Origin of the sequence: Pseudomonas sp. MOIL14HWK12:I2 (assembly GCF_000510745.1) — a bacterium.
GTDB lineage: Bacteria > Pseudomonadota > Gammaproteobacteria > Pseudomonadales > Pseudomonadaceae > Chryseomonas > Chryseomonas oryzihabitans.
In genome coordinates this window covers 511,131-529,102 of record NZ_AZOA01000003.1, presented here as the reverse complement: position 1 = coordinate 529,102, position 17,972 = coordinate 511,131, and the positions used below count along the sequence as shown (strand labels likewise).

The 17,972-nt window shown below is 68.0% G+C and carries 12 protein-coding genes; 4 read left to right on the top strand and 8 right to left on the bottom strand.

Going from position 1 to position 17,972, the window contains the following annotated elements:
* Nucleotides 1-128 precede the first annotated feature (128 nt).
* Both bglX and PSK12I2_RS0102460 read right to left on the bottom strand, forming a co-directional pair.
* Nucleotides 129-2,408 carry a beta-glucosidase BglX gene (bglX, locus tag PSK12I2_RS0102465; RefSeq protein ID WP_027597155.1) on the bottom strand — a complete coding sequence of 760 codons (2,280 nt, stop codon included), beginning with the start codon at nt 2,406-2,408 and terminating at the stop codon, nt 129-131.
* A 148-nt stretch (nt 2,409-2,556) separates the two neighbouring features.
* A complete protein-coding gene (locus PSK12I2_RS0102460; RefSeq protein ID WP_027597154.1) occupies nt 2,557-3,834 on the bottom strand; it encodes a glucarate dehydratase family protein in 1,278 nt (425 codons plus the stop codon).
* Between the two features lie 182 nt (nt 3,835-4,016).
* Between PSK12I2_RS0102460 and PSK12I2_RS0102455 the strand changes: the two genes are divergently transcribed.
* Both PSK12I2_RS0102455 and PSK12I2_RS0102450 read left to right on the top strand, forming a co-directional pair.
* The gene (locus PSK12I2_RS0102455; protein WP_027597153.1) at nt 4,017-5,678 is read left to right on the top strand and encodes a VRR-NUC domain-containing protein; all 1,662 of its coding nucleotides are present in this window, start codon (nt 4,017-4,019) and stop codon (nt 5,676-5,678) included.
* Nucleotides 5,675-7,948, top strand: coding sequence for an ATP-dependent DNA helicase (locus PSK12I2_RS0102450; protein ID WP_027597152.1), 2,274 nt, complete (start codon nt 5,675-5,677; stop codon nt 7,946-7,948). The genes PSK12I2_RS0102455 and PSK12I2_RS0102450 overlap by 4 nt, the downstream gene beginning before the upstream one ends.
* Nucleotides 7,949-8,265: 317 nt before the next feature.
* Here PSK12I2_RS0102450 and PSK12I2_RS0102445 read toward each other — a convergent pair whose 3' ends face one another.
* Entirely contained in the window at nt 8,266-8,649 is a 384-nt protein-coding gene (locus PSK12I2_RS0102445) for a glyoxalase superfamily protein (protein ID WP_027597151.1), read from the bottom strand.
* Nucleotides 8,650-8,880: 231 nt separating this feature from the next.
* Between PSK12I2_RS0102445 and PSK12I2_RS0102440 the strand changes: the two genes are divergently transcribed.
* Nucleotides 8,881-10,515, top strand: a complete 1,635-nt coding sequence (locus PSK12I2_RS0102440) for a glucan biosynthesis protein D (protein ID WP_027597150.1) — start codon at nt 8,881-8,883, stop codon at nt 10,513-10,515.
* 87 nt (nt 10,516-10,602) lie between these two features.
* Here PSK12I2_RS0102440 and PSK12I2_RS0102435 read toward each other — a convergent pair whose 3' ends face one another.
* The 5 genes from PSK12I2_RS0102435 to PSK12I2_RS0102415 all read right to left on the bottom strand — a co-directional run bounded on the left by PSK12I2_RS0102435 (nt 10,603) and on the right by PSK12I2_RS0102415 (nt 15,793).
* The gene (locus tag PSK12I2_RS0102435; protein ID WP_027597149.1) at nt 10,603-11,337 is read right to left on the bottom strand and encodes a GGDEF domain-containing protein; all 735 of its coding nucleotides are present in this window, start codon (nt 11,335-11,337) and stop codon (nt 10,603-10,605) included.
* Nucleotides 11,334-11,723: a DUF1987 domain-containing protein gene (locus tag PSK12I2_RS0102430; protein WP_027597148.1), complete on the bottom strand. Its 390-nt coding sequence runs from the start codon at nt 11,721-11,723 to the stop codon at nt 11,334-11,336. Before PSK12I2_RS0102430 ends, PSK12I2_RS0102435 begins: the two co-directional genes overlap by 4 nt.
* An 18-nt stretch (nt 11,724-11,741) precedes the next feature.
* Nucleotides 11,742-12,305 (bottom strand): SiaB family protein kinase, encoded by a 564-nt coding sequence (locus PSK12I2_RS0102425; RefSeq protein WP_007159604.1) that lies wholly within the window; start codon nt 12,303-12,305, stop codon nt 11,742-11,744.
* A 5-nt stretch (nt 12,306-12,310) separates the two neighbouring features.
* Nucleotides 12,311-13,537 carry a SpoIIE family protein phosphatase gene (locus tag PSK12I2_RS0102420; protein WP_027597147.1) on the bottom strand — a complete coding sequence of 409 codons (1,227 nt, stop codon included), beginning with the start codon at nt 13,535-13,537 and terminating at the stop codon, nt 12,311-12,313.
* 111 nt (nt 13,538-13,648) lie between these two features.
* Entirely contained in the window at nt 13,649-15,793 is a 2,145-nt protein-coding gene (locus PSK12I2_RS0102415; RefSeq protein ID WP_027597146.1) for a polysaccharide biosynthesis tyrosine autokinase, read from the bottom strand.
* A gap of 585 nt (nt 15,794-16,378) precedes the next feature.
* Here PSK12I2_RS0102415 and PSK12I2_RS0102410 point away from each other — a divergent pair.
* Entirely contained in the window at nt 16,379-17,956 is a 1,578-nt protein-coding gene (locus PSK12I2_RS0102410) for a hypothetical protein (RefSeq protein WP_027597145.1), read from the top strand.
* The last annotated feature ends 16 nt before the right edge of the window (nt 17,957-17,972 follow it).

Here is a 17,972-nt window from a genome sequence, read left to right as displayed (position 1 = left end):
GATTTTTACCCCCTCTCCCCTTGGGAGAGGGCTGGTGTGAGGGTCCGCTGGAAGGCAAGGCGGCATCGAGCTGCACGCCTTTACTCCCTCTCCCCTTGGGAGAGGGCTGGGGTGAGGGCTGAGCCCCCTCAGAGCAGCGTGAAACTCCCCTCGCGCACCCGCTCCGAATCCAGGCCGACCATCACCTTGAACTCGCCCGGCTCCGAGACCAGCTTGAGGTCGTTGTTGTAGAACCGCAGGTCCGCCTCGGTGATGGGGAAGTCCAGCTCGCGACTCTCGCCCGGTTGCAGCATCACCTTCTGGAAGCCCTTGAGCTCCTTGACCGGTCGCGCCAGGGAGGCGGTCACGTCGTGTAGATAGAGCTGCACCACGGTGGCGCCGGCGCGGCTGCCGGTGTTCTTGATCGTGACCCTGGCGGTCAGGGTGTCGCCCTTCTTCAGGGTGGCGCTGGACAGCTGCGGCGCCGAGACCTCGAAGGAGGTGTAGCTCAGGCCGTAGCCGAAGGGGTAGAGCGGACCGTTGACGATGTCGAAGTAGCGCGAGGTGTACTTGTTCGGCTTGGCCGCATCGAAGGGGCGACCGCTGCTCAGGTGGTTGTAGTACAGCGGCACCTGGCCCACTTCCCGGGGAAAGGTCATGGTCAGCTTGCCGGAGGGGTTGTGGTCGCCGAACAGCACATCGGCCACGGCGTTGCCGCCTTCGGTGCCGGGGAACCAGGCTTCCAGCAGGGCGTTGGCCTGTTCCTGCTCCCATTCCAGCGCCAGCGGGCGGCCGTTCATCAGCACCAGCACCAGCGGCTTGCCGGTGGCCTTGAGCGCCTTGATGAGCTCGCGCTGGGTGTCGGGCACGCTGATGCGGGCGCGGCTGGAGGCCTCGTGGGCCATGCCCTGGGATTCGCCGACCACGGCCACCACCACCTCGGCCTGGCGCGCGGTGGCCACGGCTTCGGCGATCAGTTCGCTGGCGCTGCGCGGATCCACGGCGACCGCCGGTTCGTAGGAGTTGAGGTAGGCCAGCACATCGCGGTCGTCCAGCAGGTTGGCGCCCTTGGCATAGAGCACCTTGCCCTGACCGGCCACGGCGTTTTCCAGGCCGCGGCGGATGGAGACGGCCTGGGCGGCCACGCCGGCGGCGGACCAGTTGCCCATGACGTCGCGCGGACTGTCGGCCAGCGGACCGACCACCGCCAGGGTGGCGCCCTTGCGCAGCGGCAGCACGGCCTTTTCGTTCTTCAGCAGCACCAGGCTCTCGCGGGCCACCTGGCGCGCCTCGGCGCGGTGCAGCCGCGATTCGGCGTTGGTGTCGGCCGGATCCTGGCCCTGCAGGCGGCGATAGGGATCGTCGAACAGGCCCATGCGGTACTTGGTCAAGAGCATGTCGCGCACGGCCTGGTCGATCTCGGCCTGGGTCACCTTGCCGGCGGCCAGCAGGGCGGGCAGCTGCTTGCCGTAGACGTCGTCGTGCATGTTCAGCTCGACGCCGGCCTTGAGCGCCTGTTCGGCGGCGTCGCGGGTGTCCTTGGCCACCCCGTGCAGCACCAGCTCGTTGATGGCGCCGTGGTCGCTGATCAGCAGGCCCTGGTAGTTCCAGTCCTTGCGCAGCAGGTCCTGCAGCAGCCAGCGATTGGCCGTGGCCGGGACGCCGTTGATGCTGTTGAGCGCCACCATCACCGCCCCGGCACCGGCCTCGGCGGCGGCGCGATAGGGCGGCAGGTAGTCCTGCATGAGTCGCTGCGGACTCATGTCGACGTTGCTGTAGTCACGCCCGGCTTCCACGGCGCCGTAGCCACCGAAGTGCTTGATGCTGGCCATGAGACTGTCGGGGGCGCGCAGGTCCCTGCCCTGGTAGGCGTGCACCAGGGTGGCGCCAATGCGCGAGGTCAGCCAGGTGTCTTCGCCAAAGGTTTCCGAGGCACGGCCCCAGCGCGGTTCGCGGGTCACGTCGACGGTGGGGGAAAAGGTCAGGTTGAGGCCATCGGCCGCCGCTTCCAGGGCGGAGATGCGCCCGCTGGTGGCGATGGCGTCGAGATTCCAGGTGCTGGCCAGGCCCAGGTTGATGGGGAAGATGGTGCGCATGCCGTGGATGACGTCATAGGCATAGAACAGCGGGATCTTCAGCCGGCTGTGGGCGACCTGGTCCTGCATCTGGCGGATGTCGGGGCGGGTCACGGTGTTGAACATGGCGCCCACCTTGCCGGCGCGGATGTCCGCCATGATGGCTTCCTTGGGATAGTCCGGCCCGACGCTCACCAGATTGAGCTGGCCGATCTTTTCCTCCAGGGTCATCTTCGCCAGCAGGGCGTCGACGTAGGCGCGTGCCGGATCCCTGTCCTGCGCCGGGGCGAGGGTGGCGCTGACCGCCAGTCCCAGGCCGAGCATGAGTGCGGTGAGGCGTGGTGCGTTCAACATCGTCCCCCAATTCCCTGTGCGTACTTTCTCGTTGTTCTTGGGCACCCTTGTGCCGAGGGGATTGTACAACCGCGACGCCGGGAAGCGGAGCCGTTGACGGCCGGCGGGCGAGCCGGTCGTCAGGGGCCTGGGAGAGGGGGGCGAAGATCTAGAAACGCGGCTTGCGGGTTTCCCAGTCCGGCTGGTACTTGCGCATCTGGCGCACGTCGTCGCGGCTGCGGATGTCGATGGCGAGGAACTGCTCGTGCAGCTTGGCGAGCTGATCCTGGTCCAGCTCCACGCCCAGGCCGGGCGCATCGGTGATCGCCACGCAGCCATTGCGGATCGGCAGCTTGCCGCCCCGGATGACCTCTTCGTCCTCTTCCTGCCAGGGATAGTGGGTGTCGCAGGCATAGGCCAGGTTGGGCACCGCGGCGGCCACGTGGGTCATGGCCATGAGGCTGATGCCCAGGTGCGAGTTGGAGTGCATGGAGACGCCCAGGCCAAAGGTGTCGCACAGCCGCGCGAGGATCTGGGTGTCCCGGAGGCCGCCCCAGTAGTGGTGATCGGCGAGCACGATCTGCACGCTGTTCTGGGCCACGCTGCGGCGGAATTCGTCGAAATCGGTGACCACCATGTTGGTGGCCAGGGGTATGCCGGTGCGCCGGTGCAGTTCGGCCATGCCGTCCAGGCCCGGAGTCGGATCCTCGTAGTACTGCAGGTCGTCCTTCAGCACCTCGGCGATGCGCAGCGACGTTTCCAGCGACCAGTTGCCGTTGGGGTCGATGCGCAGCGGCGCCTGCGGGAAGGCCTGGCGCAGGGCCTTGATGCAGGCCGCCTCGTGGTCCGGACCGAGCAGGGTGCCCGCCTTGAGCTTGATGCTCTGGAAGCCGTTCTCCTCGATCATCCGCGCCGCCTGGGCCACCACCTGCTCCGGGCTGATGGCCTCGCCCCAGCGATCGGGCGGGTAGGGCGCATCGATATGCTCGGCGTACTTGAGGAACAGATAGGCGCTGAAGGGCACCTCGCGGCGCACCGCACCGCCCAGCAATTCGACCAGGGGAATGCCCAGGGAGCGCGCCTGCAGATCGAGGAAGGCCACCTCGAAGGCGGAATAGGCGTTGGCTACCTGCTTGCTCGGATGGGAGCCGGGCGCCAGTTCGGCACCGGCCACCACGCCGCCGGCGAGGCCGGCGACGGTCTCCACCACCCGGGCGCGCAGGCCGTTGAGGTCCCAGGCGGAGAGGCCGACCAGGCTGCTTTCCATGGCCTTCAACACCGCCAGCACCGGGGCGTCGCCATAGCTCTCGCCGAGGCCGATGTGGCCGTTGTCGCCTTCCACCTCGATGATGGATCTCAGCGCATAGGGTTCGTGGATGCCGCTGGCGTTGAGCAGCGGGGCATCGCGAAAGGCGATGGGGGTGACGGTGATCCGTTTGATCTTCACGCTCAGACTCCTGGACTTGTAGTTGTGGTGGTCTTTGTCAGTCATCGTATGACTATCGATCGGGATCTTCAACCGAAAGAAGTGCCATGACCTCGGCGGGATGACCGCATATCGCATCGGGGTTGCCCGCTCCGGTCGGGGCTGGATAAATAGCCAGCCGCCACCCTATTCGCACCTTTCGCATGAAAGCTCCGCTCGAAGATCCCCTCTACTATCTGCACAACTTCCAGCGGGTACTGGACTGGGTCGCCCTGCGCTATCCCGATCTGCTCGACGACCGCGAGCAGGCCTTCATCACCGCCTTCGCCGAGCTGCCGCAGCCCTCGCGGGCTCTGCTGGTGCGCCTGGTGATGCGCAAGGGCGAGGTGTTCCGTGCCAGCAAGCTGGTCTATGGCGAGATCGGCTGCCCCCGCGCCGCGGCGAGTCCGCTGGTGGAGCTCGGATGGCTGCTGGCCGATCCGGAATTGCACCTGATCGAACTCTTCGCCCTGCTGCGCAAGGAAGAGCTGCTCGGCTGCTTTGGCAATCGCCTACCCAAGGCCGGGCGCAAGGAAGACTGGCTGGCGCGGCTGGAGGCCGAGCAGGCCACACCCCTGGCCTTCAGCGGCTGGACCGCCACCGTGCCCGAGCTGGTGGCGGAGGGCGTCTGGCGGCTGACGCTGATGGACCTCTGCGATCGCCTGCGTCTGCTGTTCTTTGGCAACCTGCACCAGGACTGGACCGACTTCGTGCTAGCCGATCTGGGTATCTTCCAGTACGAGACGGTGGCCTTCAGCGCCGAATCCCGCGCCTTCGGCCAGCGCCACGAGGTGGACGCCTACCTCCACATCCAGCGCTGCCGCCAGGCGCTGCGCGATGGGCTGCCGGCCGCCGAGCTGCTGCCGTTGCTGCCCGCCGAACGCTTCGCCAACACCTGGCTGGAATTGCGCCGCGGCAAGCTGCTGCATGAACTGGCGCAGCACCACGAACGCCTCGGCGAACTGGCCCAGGCCCAGGCGCTCTATGCCGCCTCGGCGCACCCCGAATCGCGCATCCGCGCCCTGCGCATGCTCGAACGGCTGGAGGACTGGCCCGCTGCCCAGGCGCTGGCGGAAGCCATCGTCGCCGCCCCGGCCCATGACGCCGAACGCCAGCAGGTGGCGCGCATCCTGCCGCGGCTGGTGCGCAAGCAGGGCGGCCCGCCAAACAGGCGCCGTCCGGCCAGCCCGGTGGAGCGCCTCGACTTCGAACTGGTCAACGACGGCCTGCGCCGGGTCGAGTGGCTGGTGCGCGAGCACCTGGGTTGCGACGAGGCGCCGGTGCACTACGTGGAAAACACCCTGCTCACCAGCCTGTTCGGGCTGCTGTGCTGGGACGCCATCTTCCTCGCCATCCCCGGCGCCTTCTTCCACCCCTATCAGCGCGAACCGGCCGACCTGCGTCTGCCGGGCTTTCGCGAGCGGCGGGCCGAGGCCTTCGCCGCCTGCCTGGCGCGCCTGGACGACGGCTCCTATCCGAGCGTGATCCGCGAGCGCTTCGCCAGCAAGCGCGGCCTGGCCTCGCCCTTCGTCGCCTGGGGCATTCTCGGCAGCGAACTGCTCGACCAGGCCTTGGCCTGCCTGCCGGCGCGGCACCTGCGGCTGTGCTTCGAACGGCTGCTGGAGGATCCGGAAAACAACCGCACCGGCTTGCCCGACCTGATCCAGTTCTGGCCGGCGGAAGGCCGCTACCGGATGATCGAGGTCAAGGGTCCGGGCGACCGCCTGCAGGACAACCAGCGCCGCTGGCTGGACTTCTTCGCTGCCCATGACATCCCGGTCAGCGTCTGCCACGTGCAGTGGCAGGTGGCCGCAACCTCCGCATGAGCTATCGCATCGCCGTTCGCGCCCTCTGCGAATTCACCGCCAAGGCCGGCGATCTGGATCTCAGATTCACCCCGTCGCCCACCGCCCTGGAAGGCATCGAGGGCCATCAGCGGGTGGCCGCCCGGCGCGGCCCCGGCTATGAGCGCGAGGTCAGTCTGCAGGGCGACTTCGAAGACCTGCAGGTGCGCGGCCGTGCCGACGGCTTCGACGCCGCAGCCCAGCGCCTGGAGGAGATCAAGACCCACAGGGGCAGTCTGGAGCGCCAGCCAGGCAACCACCGCCACCTGCACTGGGCCCAGGCCAAGGTCTATGGCCATCTGCTCTGCCAGAGCCGCGAGTTTTCGGAGCTGACCCTGGCGCTGGTCTATTTCGACATCGGCACGGGTGCCGAGACCGTCTTCACCGAGCAGTGGACGGCGGCGGACCTGGCCGCGCATTTCGAACTCCAGTGTTCGCGCTTTCTCGCCTGGGCGCGCCAGGAACTGGCCCATCGCGCCGCGCGGGATGCGGCGCTGGCGACCCTGGCCTTTCCCCATCCCGACTTTCGCCACGGCCAGCGGCCCCTGGCGGAAGCCGTCTACAAGGCCGCCAGCGTCGGCTGCTGCCTGCTGGCCCAGGCGCCCACCGGTATCGGCAAGACGGTGGGCACCCTGTTCCCGCTGCTCAAGGCCATGCCGCGGCAGAAGCTGGACCGACTGTTCTTCCTCGCCGCCAAGACCCCTGGCCGCGCCCTGGCCCTGCATGGTCTGGAGTCCCTGGCCGCGCCGGTGCGGGTGCTGGAGCTGGTGGCGCGGGACAAGGCCTGCGAACACCCGGAGCTGGCCTGCCATGGCGAGTCCTGCCCGCTGGCGCGGGGGTTCTACGACCGCCTGCCGGCCGCCCGCGCCGCCGCCCTGGCCGAGCCCACCCAGCTGACCCGGGCGCGGGTGCGGGAGACGGCCCTCGCCCATGAGGTCTGCCCTTATTACCTGGCCCAGGAACTGGCGCGCTGGAGCGACGTGGTGGTGGGCGACTACAACTACTACTTCGACGGCAGCGCCATGCTCCACGCCCTGGCCCAGACCCAGGAGTGGCGGGTCGGGGTGCTGGTGGACGAGGCCCACAACCTACTCGACCGCGCCCGCGGCATGTACAGCGCCAGCCTCGACCAGCGTCGCCTGGCCGCCGGCAAGGCCGTGGCGCCGCCTGCCATCGCCAAGGGGCTGCAGGCGCTCAACCGCGAATGGAATCGCCTGCACAAGGAACAGCAGGTCGACTACCAGGTGCAGCCGGACTTGCCCGCCGCCTTCCTGACCGCCCTGCAACGGGTGGTGGGTCTGCTCACCGAGCACTTCGGCGAATCCGGGCAGCCGCCGGCGCCGGAGTTGCAGACGCTGTTCTTCGACCTGCTGCAGTTCATGCGCCTGGGCGAGACCTTCGGCGATCACTCGCTGTTCGATGTCACCCTGCTCAAGGGTCGCGGCAAGGCGCAGTCGCAACTCAACCTGCGCAACCTGGTGCCGGCGCCCTTCGTCGGTCCGCGGCTGGCGGCGGCGCACAGCTGCACCCTGTTCTCCGCCACCCTGATTCCCCAGCATTTCCACCGCGACCTGCTCGGGGTCCCGGCCGGCAGCGCCTGGGTCGACGTCGCCTCGCCCTTCGCCGCCGAGCAGCTGGAGGTGCGCCTGGTGCGGCTGTCCACCCGCTACGCCGACCGCGCCGCCTCCCGCGCGCCCATCGCCGCCCTGATCGCCAGTCGCTATCGCCAGCGCCCGGGCAACTACCTGGCCTTCTTCAGCAGCTTCGACTACCTCGACCAGGTGGCCGAGGCGCTGGCCGAGCTGGCGCCCGACGTGCCCCAGTGGCGCCAGTCCCGCGGCATGGACGAAGCCGCCCGCCAGGCGTTTCTCGAGCGTTTCCAGGCCGATGGCCGCGGCATCGGCTTCGCCGTGCTCGGCGGCAGCTTTGGCGAGGGCATCGACCTGCCCGGCGACCGCCTGATCGGCGCCTTCGTCGCCACCCTGGGCCTGCCCCAGCTGAATCCGGTCAACGAACAGCTGCGCCAGCGCCTGCAGCGGCGCTTCGGCGACGGCTATCGCTATGCCTACCTCTATCCTGGGTTGCAAAAGGTCATCCAGGCCGCCGGCCGGGTGATCCGCACCGTGCAGGATCGCGGCTGCCTCTATCTCATCGACGACAGATTCACCCAGCCCGAGGTCAAGGCGCTGCTGCCGACCTGGTGGCAGGTGGAGGAGGGCGCGGTGCCCACGGGCGAACCTGCGCCGGCTTGAAGGCTATCGCGGTCATGGCCGCCCGCCGATGCAACTGATCCTATGGCACTCCGGTGTTTTGTTGATCGCGGCCATGGGCTGCTCCTACGATTACATCGAGCCTGTAGGAGCCACTGTCTTAGCCGTTATAGGGGTGCACTAGGTGTAGAGCCGTAGCGTGGAAAACGACGCAGCCTTTTCCACTGGGGACTTCGTGGCGAGGGCGCCCCCACCCCAACCCTCTCCCGAGGGGAGAGGGAGCCATCCGCGCAGGCGGTCATCTCCATCATCGAGCCTGTAGGAGCGGCCCCTGGCCGCGATCACCGTCCAGCCGTTGCTTAGGCCTCCGGCGTCTCCTCGCAAAACCTCAGCCTGTTACCGAAGGGATCGGCGATCTCCATCACCAGGCCCCAGGGCAATTCCTCGATACCCGGGCGGGCGAAGCCGTAGTCCCTGGCCAGCAATTCGGCCTGGAAGGCGCGGATGCCGGTCAGGCGGACGAAGACCGTCGAGCCGGGGCAGGCATCGCCGTGGTGGCCGGAGAGGTGCAGGCGCAGGCCGGCGCGCTCGACTTCCGCGTACAGCGGCAGCCCCGGTTCGAAGCGGTGTTCCCAGACCAGGCGGAAACCCAGGAAGTGGCAGTAGAATTCACGTGCCTTTTCGTCATCGAAGATGCGCAGGATGGGGCTGGGTGGCCCGAAGGCGATGGCGGCAGCGGCCATGAGGGTCTCCAGGGAAGCGGCAAGGGAAGGTCGATGATGCGCTTTCCGGGAGGCCCGGCAACCGGAACTGTGATCCGGAAAGCTTTGGTAACCCCTCTGGCAGGCCAGAGCGTGCGCTAGGCTGCAGTTCACCGGTGCGATGGCGAACCTATCCGGGTATCGTGCATTCTTTTTCCTTTCTGGCGGTTCGGCTGGGCCGAATCTTTCATCCTTAGTGACCAAGGTTGATCCATGCAGCGTAGACACCTGCTCAAAGCGTCCCTGGCCCTGGCGGCCTACACCGGCATTCCCTCCACCGGGCTGTTCGCCCTCCAGGCCTTTGCCAATCCGGCCAACGGCGATGGCCAGGCCTTCGATTTCGACTGGCTCAAGCAGCACGCCAAGGAGCTGGCCGGCCAGGCCTACCAGCCCACCGCCCAGAAACTGCCCGACACCCTGGCGAACATGACGCCGCAGCAGTTCAACGCCATCGGCTACGATGCCAAGCATTCGCTCTGGCACGACCTCAAGGGCCAGCTGGACGTGCAGTTCTTCCACGTCGGCATGGGCTTCAAGACCCCGGTGCGGATGTTCTCGGTGGACCCCAAGACCAACGAGGCCAAGGAAGTCCACTTCCGCCCCGAGCTGTTCAACTACAACGACAGCGGCGTCGACAAGAGCCAGCTCAAGGGCGACCTGGGCTTCGCCGGCTTCAAGCTGTTCAAGGCGCCGCACCTGGCCCAGTACGACATCGTCTCCTTCCTTGGCGCCAGCTACTTCCGCGCCGTGGACAAGACCCGCCAGTACGGCCTCTCGGCCCGCGGTCTGGCCATCGACACCTATGCCGATCGGCCCGAGGAATTCCCCGACTTCACCAAGTTCTGGTTCGTCACCCCGAACAAGAACAGCACCCGCTTCGTGGTCTATGCGCTGCTGGATTCGCCCAGCGCCACCGGCGCCTATCGCTTCGACATCGATTGCCTGAACGACCGCGTGGTGATGGACGTGGACGCCAACGTCAACGCCCGCCGCGACATCAAGCAACTGGGCATCGCGCCCATGACCAGCATGTTCGGCTGCGGCACCCACGAGCGCCAGACCTGCAACACCTACCACCCGCAGATCCACGACTCCGACCGCCTGGCCATGTGGAAGGGCAACGGCGAGTGGATCTGCCGTCCGCTGAACAATCCGCCCAAGCTGCAGTTCAACGCCTTCAAGGACGACAGTCCCAAGGGCTTCGGCCTGGTGCAGACCGACCACGAATTCGAAAGCTACCAGGACGTCATGGTCCGCTACGACCGCCGGCCGAGTCTGTGGGTCGAGCCCACCTCCGCCTGGGGCGAGGGTGCCATCCAGTTGCTGGAGATCCCCACCACCGGCGAGACCCTGGACAACATCGTGGCCTTCTGGGCGCCGGCCGAGACCATCACCGCCGGCAAGTCGCTGCACTATGGCTACAAGCTGCACTGGAGTGCGCTGCCGCCGGTGAGCACGCCGCTGGCGCGGGTCTATGCCACCCGTTCCGGCATCGGCGGCTTCCCCGAGGGCTGGGCGCCCGGTGAGCACTGGCCCAAGGTCTGGGCGCGGCGCTTCGCCATCGATTTCAATGGCGGCGGCCTGTCGTTCCTGCCCGAGGGTACCGGCATCGAGCCGGTGGTCACCGTCACCGACGGCAAGGTACAGGATTTCCACGTGCTCAAGATCGACGAGATCGGCGGCTACCGGGTGATCTTCGACTGGTACCCCACCAGCGACAAGGCCGATCCGGTGCAGATGCGTGCCTTCATCCGCACCCAGGATCGCGCCCTGAGCGAAACCTGGCTGTACCAGTACTTCCCGCCAGCCGCCGACCAGCGCCGCTATCCGGACTGGAAACAGTCCTAAGCGGTCAGCAAAAAGCCGCTGTGCCTCCCCGGCGCAGCGGCTTTTTTGTGCCCGGAAGAAGGGCGTGGGGCTGACTGATCGCGGTGGTCAGTCGGCCAGCACCACCTGGTTGCGCCCCGCGCGCTTGGCCCGGTAGAGCGCCGCGTCGGCCAGGCCGTAGGCGAGCTCGAAGTCGGTCCCCGGCAGGTTGAGGCTGAGGCCGAAGCTGGCCGTCACCGGCGCTGTGCCGGTCGCCTCCCGGGCGATGCGCAGACGCAGGCGTTCGGTCATGGCCAGGGCCTCGTCCCGCGCCAGGGTCGGGAGCAGCACGGTGAATTCCTCGCCACCCACCCGACCGACGATGGCCGGCGCCTGGACCAGCTCCTGCAGGCAGCGGGCGATGGCCTGGATCACCCGATCGCCGGCGGGATGGCCGAACTCGTCGTTGATGCGTTTGAAGTGGTCGATGTCCAGCACGATCATGGCCCCACCCCGTTGCCGCAGGGCCTGGCCGGCCTGGTCGATCACCGCGCCGCGATTGAGCATCCCGGTGAGGGCGTCGTGGGTGGCGCGGTACTCCAGCTGCTGGCTGAGGGTCTGCAGTTGCTGGTTGAGGGCGTTCATCTCGCGTTCGGCGCGATCGCTGCGGGCGATCAGCCGACGGGTCTCGCGCATCAGGCGTTCGAAGTGCAGCGTCAGGTCGCCCAGGGCGGCTCGGTAGCGCTCGGCATCGGCGTCGTCGGCCCCATAGAGGGCGCGCGCCGCCTGCAGCACCCCGGCTTCCTGCTCGAACAGGTCGGGGCCCGCCTCGGCCGGGCTGCAGCGCCTGACGCTGGCGGTCATGCCGGCAGCTCGGGATGCTCGATGAACGTCAGCGCCTGGAAGTCCAGCCGCAGTTCTTCGCCGAATTCCTGGATGGTCTCGTCCTCGGCATCGTAATACCAGTGCAGCTCCACCCGGTTGCCGGCCTGGGCCGCCTGGTCCAGGGCGTCGAACAGGGTGAACAGCATCTTGGTGCTGGAGCTGTTGAAGTAGGCCAGGGCCACGTGCACCCGGATGCAGGCGTCCCGACGCTGGTCGAGGTAGGCCCGCAGCGACTCGATCACCGGCAGATAGAAGGCCGCGGCGTTTTCCGGAAAGGATTCGCCCTTGAGCCAGAGTTCGTCCTCGGCGAAACGGAAATCCACCTCCGGAGAGGTGGCGGTGGGAGCGATGAACATGGTGTCCATACGAGGTGGAGGTCCCTGTCAGATGATGGCTTTCAGGCAGAACAGGGTGGTGCCCGGCGTCTGCGTCGAGGGATGGAAGGCGAATTCCAGAGGCGCGCTGGCATCGCGCGCCATGGTCAGGAAGCCGAGGCCGGCACCCTTGCTGTCGGCCGGGGTCTCGGCGCGCAGGGATTCGCGATAGGCCTGCTTGATCTGTTCCAGCGACATGCTGCACAGCGGCTCGAGCCGCTCGCGCAGGGCGTCGACCTTGTCGCTGGCGATGGGGTTGGCGCAGAGCATCTGGTAGTTGCCGTCCTGGCGGGTGATACAGACCGAGCCCTGGCCCAGCTTGGTGTCCGCCAGGGCATCCGGCGGCAGGGCATCGGCGGAATAATGCAGGACGTTCTGTGACAATTCGATGAAGGAGGAAAACAGCTTGCGCCGGGTGGCGCCGCTGATGCCTTCGAATTCCAGTTGCAGCTTCACCACCTCGGCCATGGCGGCGACGATGCCATGGGAGAAATAACCGCGGTGATAGAAGATCACGTGCTGCTGCTGGGCGATGTCGAGAAAGGCGCCGTTCGCGGGAAAGGAGGCGGTCATGTCGGTCAGGCCACGCGGATGCAGAGGAAGGTGAGGTCGTCGCGACGCATTTCGTCGCCTTGCCAGTGGGCGAGGTCCGCGCTGAGTTGCTCACAGAAGGCCGCGGTGGGCAGCGCACGCGATTCGCTCAGCCGGGTCAGGGCGCGGCGCTTGCCAAAGGAGGTGCGCCGCGGGCCGCCGATCTGGTCGATCAGGCCATCGGTGGTGGCGAACAGCAGGCTGCCCGGCGGCAACGGCAGGGTGGTGGCCGGCCAGCACTGGTCGAGCGGGCTGTCGGCGTAGCCGATCCCCAGGCGCAGCGGCGCCAGGGTCAGGACGTCCGCGGCGTCGGGTGCCAGCAGGTGGAGCGGCATGCGGGCGCCGGCGTAGGTCAGGCTGTGGCTGCCTCTGTCCACCCAGAAGCAGGCCAGGTCCAGGCCGTCGTTGGATTCGGAGATGCCGCCGGACTGCCCCAGCATGGCCTTGACGCTGGCGTTGATCGCCGCGAGCAACGCCGAGGGATCGCGCGGTCCCAGCTGTTGCAGGGCCTGAGTCAGGGACGCCGAGGCGATCAGGGTCATGAAGGCACCGGGTACGCCGTGGCCGGTGCAGTCGGCGATGGCACCGAACCAGCCGTCTGCGTGCTGGGCGAAGTGATAGAAGTCGCCACCGACCACGTCGCGCGGCTGCCAGACCAGGGTGGCGTCCTGTTCCATCACCGCCAGGGCTTCGCGCGAGCTGCGCAGCATGGCGCGCTGGATGACGCTGGCGTATTCGATGCTGTGCATGATCTGGCGATTCTTCTCGGCCTGCAGGTCCGAGACGATGCGCATCAGCTGCACGCCCAGGCCGAGCCCGGCGAAGCGCCCTTCGCGGGTGACGATGAAGCCATCGGCCAGGGCCTTTTCGCCCACCTCGACGGTGCGCCGGGTCAGCTCCTCGATGGACAGACCGGCATCCACCACCAGGGGCTCCTTGTCCATGAAGGCGATGCAGCTCTTGCGATCGTAGACTTCGCGGTGATACGGCTTGCTCATCTGCGAGAGAAAGATGTCGCGGTTGATCAGGCCGATCGGGCGGTCGTGCTCGACTACCGCGAGACTGGTGATCTCGCGACGTTCGTTGAACAGGTCCATGACCATGGCGTTGGTGTGCTCGGCCTCGACGGCGGGCCACTGGGTGCAGAGGTCGAGGGCGCAGCGTTGGCTGGGGCGGGAGGCGGCACGCGCGGAGGGCAGGGGAGCGGACGACATCGATACGAATCCGTTCTCGGGAGGTCGATGCAGCCTAGGGGCTCCGTGTTGAGCTTTGATGACAGGAGCTGGCCAGGCGCCAGCATAGCGCCGGGCCTGGCCAGGTGGGCGTCAACCGGTCAGGACCCCCAGGGCGGCGCGGGTGAACGGCGGGGGCGGCACGGCGTTGAGCACCGCACCCTGGAGCACCAGACCGCTGTGGGCGAACTGGCGCTGGGTGGCTTCGATTTCCTTGGCGGTGTTGCAGCCATGGCGCGACACCAGCAGACAGGTGCCGGCCTGGGCGGCCAGCAGCACGGCATCGGTCACCGCCAGCACCGGTGGGGTGTCGAGGATGATCAGTTCGTAGTCCTGCTGCAGGCCGCGCAGCAGCTCGGTACAGCGCGCACTCATCAGCAGTTCGGCCGGATTGGGCGGGCGGACGCCGCCCACCAGGCAATCCAGGCCGGGGATCGCCGAGGGCTGGATCGCCTGCTCGGGCGTCGCCAGCCCCGCCAGCACCTCGGCCAGACCCGGGCGGCGGGCCAGTTGCAGGCGCCGGTGCAGGCGTCCGCGCCGCAGGTCGGCATCCACCAGCAGCACCCGCGTCCCGCCTTCGGCCAGCACCCGCGCCAGTTGCATGGCCACCGAGGACTTGCCGGCGCCGGGGCTGGCGCTGGTGATCAGCAGCAGGTCGTTGCGCGCCTCGGTGCGGGCGAAGGCCAGGCTGGTGCGCAGGATCCGCAGGGCCTCCTGGTAGCCGCTGTCGAGTGAGGTCTGCAGCGGGCCGCCGAGCTGGCGGCTCGGCGCCAGCGGCAATTGCGCCAGCACCGGCAGGCCCAGGTTTTCCAGGCCCTCGGCGTCTTCGATGCCGCGCTCCAGGCTGGCGCGTAGATAGACCCAGGCCATCCCGGCCAGGCAGCCGAAGAGCAGGGCGCTAAGGATCAGCAGGGGCTTCTTGGGATAGACCGGGGCGATCTGGGTATAGGCGCTGTCGATGATGCGCACATCGCTCACCGTGCCGGCGCGCACCACCGACAATTCCTGGATGCGCTTGCTCATCAGCGCATAGAGCTTGTCCGCCGCCTCGACGTCGCGCTGCAGGCGCAGGACCTCCTGCTGGGTCTGGGGCAGCTTGGCCAGGCGCTGCTGCACGGCCTGGCGCTCGCCGTTGAGCACCTGGCGGCGCGCCAGCAGGGTCTGGTACAGCGGGTGGGTGGTGGTGAAGCGCAGGGCCAGTCCGAGGCGCTCCATCTCCAGGGCCGACAGCTGGCCATCGAGGTCCACCGCCTGGCGCAGCAGGCTGCGTCCCTCTTCGCCGATGGCAATGGAGCCCTGGCGGCGCTGGTAGCGGTCCAGCGCCTGGCGGCCGTCGGCCAGGCGCTGATTCACCCGCGGCAACTCCTGACGCAGGAAGGCCAGTTGCTGGGTGGATTCGTCGGCGTTGCGGGTCACGTCCTGGCGCACATAGGCCTCGGTGATGCCCCGCAGGATGCGTAGCGCCCGCTGCGGATCGGTGTCCTGCAGCTGGATCGAGAGGATGCCCGAGCGCTTGCCGCGCTCGCTGACCATCAGCCGCTCCTGCAGCGCCTGGATGGCCACGCCGCGGCGTTGCTTGACGAGGATGAATTCGGTGCCCGGATAGGCGTGCAGCTGGGCGATGTCCAGCTGCAGCTCGCCGGCGCTGGCCGGCTGGCCCAGCCGACCTTCCAGCAGGCGCTTGCCCTGGGCATCGCTCAGCAGGAAGCGATCCGGGGCCTCGGCGGTGAGGGTCAGCGGCTGGCCATAGAGGGCGTCGGGCACGCTCAGCCTGGCGATGGTCAGCTGTTCGCCGCCCCAGGCGAAGCGCGCGAGGCCGAACAGCGGCGGGGCCACCCCGGTGCCCGCGCGTTCGTGGCGGCGCGCCAGCCAGTCGCCCAGCAGCGGCAGACGCCGCGGGGTGACGCTCAGGTCCAGGCCCTCGGCGTCCACCACCTCGCCGACCACCCGCCGCGAGGTGAGCAGCTGCATCTCGGTGATGGCTTCCGGCGGCGGCAGCGGTCGGCCGTTGTCGGCTTCGTCCAGCCGCACGATGCCGCGCTGGTATTCGATCTGCACCGTCGCCACCGCCTGATAGCGCGGCGCGGCCAGTTGCGCATAGGCCACGCCCAGCAGGGTGCAGAGGACGATGCAAACGAGCAGGCTGCGGCGATGGCGCCAGAGCGCGGCGCAGTAACGGGCGAAACCTATGTCCACGGCCTGGGTGGCGGCGGGGAGCGTCTGATGCGACTTGTCCATGCAGGAGCGGGCCTTGGGGCAGGTACGAGAAAGGACAGCCGTCGCAGCCGCACGCTGGCGAGAGGGCAGCGCGCGGCGAACCGGGGGTCGAAATCGTCACACCAGGCAGGGCACAGCTGGGAACGCCAGGCGCTGGATCGGGGATCCGCGCCTTGTCGGCTGGAGTGCTGCGTCGACTCTAAGCGAAAGCAAAAGCCAAAAATGTGACACTCCGTGCAGAACGCGACGGATGCCCGCTTGGCAGCGTCAAGGTGCTAAGGCAGTCTTCTTCGCGACCTGTCGTGTCTCCGGACGACAAGCCATGGCCAGCGCCTGGTGTTCCGGGGTCGCTCGTGCCCGTGCCCGTGCCCTTGCTGGCGAAGGCACCCCAGGTAGCAGATGCAAACGCCGCGGCCCCTGGCAACGACGTGTTCCTGACGGCTTCTTGAATGTAGTCAGCGGTTGAAGCCCGGTTACCCGCCCACGCGCCTCTTGGCCTGCGTGGGCGGTCTTGCACCGGTTGTACCAGGCCTGCGGAGGATGGCGCCTGGTTCTTCACTGCCCTGGACGGCGTTCTCGACTGCATGGCTGTCAGGAGACAGGACAATGAGCGTGGTATCTGACGTGACCCATCCCGGGGTCCGGGTAGGACGGTGGCCGTTCTGGCTGGGCGGTCTGATGGTCGGTCTGCTGTTGCTGCTGGCGCTGCTCTGGCGCCTGCCGGATTTTCGCGACGGCACCGGGGCGCAGAATCTCGAAGCCAGCTATCACGTCCTGCTCAGTCTCAATGCCCTGGACGAATCCGGCGTGACCCGCCACTGGTGGCTGCCCACGGTGACCCTGGGCGGCAGTCACGACAAGCAGGTGTCCTGGGGCGCGACCATCCCCACCCACAGTGGCGACTATGTCTACACCAGCTTCAGCAGCTACGGCTTTCTCGCGCCCTATCTCGGCCTCAAGGCCGCGGGGCTGACGCCTTCGCTGCACAGCCTCGCGCTGTTCAACGCCGCCCTCGGCGCCCTCACGGCGCTGCTGCTGTTCCGCCTGCTCTACCTGGTGCTGCGCAGTCACGGCGCCAGCCGCGGCCTGGCCGCCACGAGCGCGGTGCTGGGCTGCCTGATCGCGGTGTTCAGCCGCGAGGCGCTGCTGTCCCAGGGCCTGCTCTACTGGGTGCAGAGTTTCTACCAGGTGCTGCTGCTGGCCAGTCTGCTGACGCTCTTCCACTACCTGCAGGCGCCTGCCGGCCAGCGCCAGCGACTGGGCTGGCTGCTGGCCGGCCTGGTCTGCTTCGGCGCCCTGACCGAATGGACCGGCTACGTCTTCGGCGGCGGGCTGGTCGCGCTGTTCTGGCTGCAGCGCCGGCAATTGCCGGAAGGCCAGCGGATGGCCTGGCGCCTGGCCTTCGCCACGGCGCTGGCCGGATTGCTGGTGCTGCTGCACTACAGCCTGGCGGCGGGCCTGTTGCCGACGCTCAAGGCCTTTGCCCGGCGCTTTCTCGCCCGCAGTCCGAACAATGCCCACCTGACCGACTTCTTCGCCGGCTACGGGCTGTCCTTCGGCCTGTTCCTGGCCGCGGTGGCCATCGCCCTGGGGGTACTGGTCTGGAAGCGCAAGAGCCTGAACTGGCCGCGCAGCACCACGCTGCTGCTGGTCGCCGCCAGCGTGCCGCTGCTGGAAAATCTGCTGCTGCTGCAGCATGCCACCCAGTTTTCCTTCGATCGCCTCAAGTTCATCTTTCCCGCCGCGCTGCTGCTCGGCCTGGCCTTTCTGGCCCTGAAGACCCCGGGGCGCGCCGTGCTCGCCGTGGTGCTGGTAGCCGCGGCCTTGCAGAACGGCCAGACCTATCGCCAGGACCTCGCCGGCTATGCCGGCTGGGGCGCCATCGACCGGCAGAATCAGGCCCTGGTCGGGCTGGTGAAAGGCCAGGTCGCGCTGGACTGCACCCTCATCTCCACCGACATGACGGTGCGCGGCTACGCCAACCTGCTGTTCCACCGCAGCATCCACGAATTGCAGCGCCAGCCGCTGGATTACCACGGCGAGCCGGGGGCCTGTGGCGGACTCTATCTGGAAGGCCGGGATTTCCGCGTCGACCTGCCCGAATACACCCGCGCCCGCCTGAGTCTGGCGGACGGTCGCCAACTGACCTACGCCAAGGTCGAGGGTGACTGGCGCCTGCAATGAACGCCCCATCCATGAA

Bases quoted from the DNA above. Each gene is read 5' to 3' on its own strand.
- bglX (WP_027597155.1), bottom strand. From the start codon at position 2,408: ATGTTGAACGCACCACGCCTCACCGCACTCATGCTCGGCCTGGGACTG.
- PSK12I2_RS0102455 (WP_027597153.1), top strand. From the start codon at position 4,017: ATGAAAGCTCCGCTCGAAGATCCCCTCTACTATCTGCACAACTTCCAG.
- PSK12I2_RS0102450 (WP_027597152.1), top strand. From the start codon at position 5,675: ATGAGCTATCGCATCGCCGTTCGCGCCCTCTGCGAATTCACCGCCAAG.
- PSK12I2_RS0102445 (WP_027597151.1), bottom strand. From the start codon at position 8,649: ATGGCCGCTGCCGCCATCGCCTTCGGGCCACCCAGCCCCATCCTGCGC.
- PSK12I2_RS0102440 (WP_027597150.1), top strand. From the start codon at position 8,881: ATGCAGCGTAGACACCTGCTCAAAGCGTCCCTGGCCCTGGCGGCCTAC.
- PSK12I2_RS0102435 (WP_027597149.1), bottom strand. From the start codon at position 11,337: ATGACCGCCAGCGTCAGGCGCTGCAGCCCGGCCGAGGCGGGCCCCGAC.
- PSK12I2_RS0102430 (WP_027597148.1), bottom strand. From the start codon at position 11,723: ATGGACACCATGTTCATCGCTCCCACCGCCACCTCTCCGGAGGTGGAT.
- PSK12I2_RS0102425 (WP_007159604.1), bottom strand. From the start codon at position 12,305: ATGACCGCCTCCTTTCCCGCGAACGGCGCCTTTCTCGACATCGCCCAG.
- PSK12I2_RS0102420 (WP_027597147.1), bottom strand. From the start codon at position 13,537: ATGTCGTCCGCTCCCCTGCCCTCCGCGCGTGCCGCCTCCCGCCCCAGC.
- PSK12I2_RS0102415 (WP_027597146.1), bottom strand. From the start codon at position 15,793: ATGGACAAGTCGCATCAGACGCTCCCCGCCGCCACCCAGGCCGTGGAC.
- PSK12I2_RS0102410 (WP_027597145.1), top strand. From the start codon at position 16,379: ATGAGCGTGGTATCTGACGTGACCCATCCCGGGGTCCGGGTAGGACGG.